Annotated in this window: 1 protein-coding gene; it reads right to left on the minus strand. The window is 45.1% G+C overall.

Going from position 1 to position 1,445, the window contains the following annotated elements:
• Nucleotides 1–1,445, minus strand: a 1,445-nt coding sequence (locus tag R7P72_RS24285) for an AAA family ATPase (protein WP_318110867.1), incomplete at both ends; no start/stop codon positions are given.

Genomic DNA, 1,445 nt, shown 5'->3' on the forward strand with positions numbered 1-1,445 from the left:
TACTGGGTCGAAACCGACTTGGGCGATCAAGTCGAGTGCTTTATCAGACACCTCCAATTGATACCCTTTTTCTTCTAGTCGTTTTGCCAAGCGTTCTAATTGAATAGAAGCAATGGACTTAATGTGCTCTTGACCAAGTGGGTGGAATACCACTATTTCGTCAACACGGTTCAAGAACTCTGGGCGGAAGTGTTTGCTAACCACATCCATCACTTCACTCTTGATACCTTGATAGTCCAATGTGGCGAAGTTCTCTTGGATTCGAGAGGAACCCAAGTTTGATGTCATGATCACGACGGTGTTACGAAAATCAACCGTACGACCTTGTCCATCTGTGAGTCGGCCATCATCAAGCACCTGCAGAAGAATATTGAACACATCTGGATGTGCTTTTTCTACTTCATCCAACAAGATCACTGAGTATGGTTTACGACGAACCGCTTCAGTTAGATAACCACCCTCTTCGTAACCAACGTAACCTGGAGGCGCACCCACTAATCTTGCCACTGAGTGTTTCTCCATGAACTCCGACATATCGATGCGTACCATTGCATCTTCACTGTCGAACATGAAGCTCGCGAGTGTCTTACATAGTTCCGTTTTACCGACACCAGTTGGGCCTAAGAATAAGAAGGAACCAATTGGTCGGTTTGGATCAGAAAGCCCAGCTCGGCTACGACGAATCGCGTTCGATACCACTGCAACTGCTTCGCTTTGCCCTACAACACGATTGTGAAGCACATCTTCCATGCGAAGTAGTTTCTCTTTCTCCGCTTCTAACATCTTAGATACTGGAATGCCCGTTTGTTTAGAAAGCACTTCTGCGATTTCGTTATCTGTTACTTTGTTACGAAGCAGCGTCATTTCTTGCATTTCAGCCTGAGTCGCCAAGTCTAGTTGCTTCTCTAATTCCGGAATACGACCGTATTGGAGCTCAGACATTCGGTTCAGATCACCAGCACGACGCGCAAACTCCATGTCCATACGAGCTTGCTCTAGTTCAGATTTAATATGCTGAGTACCAGAAAGTGCGGCTTTTTCTGTATTCCAAACCTCTTCTAACTCTGCGTATTCGCGTTCTTTCTCATTCAACTCATCATTCAATGCTTGCAGACGCTTTTCACTCGCTTCATCGTGCTCGTTACTTAGTGCTTGTTGCTCAATTTTTAGTTGGATGATTTTACGCTCAAGCTTATCCAATGATTCTGGTTTTGAATCGATTTGTAGACGAATGCTTGAAGCCGCTTCATCGATCAAGTCAATGGCTTTATCTGGCAACTGACGGTCCGAAATATAACGGTGCGACAAACTTGCCGCTGCAACAATCGCTGGGTCAGTAATTTCTACATGGTGATGAAGTTCATAACGCTCTTTCAGACCACGAAGAATAGCTACCGTATCTTCTACTGTCGGCTCATCCACCAGCACTTTTTGGAAACGACGTT

This window comes from Vibrio sp. Vb0888 (assembly GCF_033338835.1).
GTDB lineage: Bacteria > Pseudomonadota > Gammaproteobacteria > Enterobacterales > Vibrionaceae > Vibrio > Vibrio alginolyticus.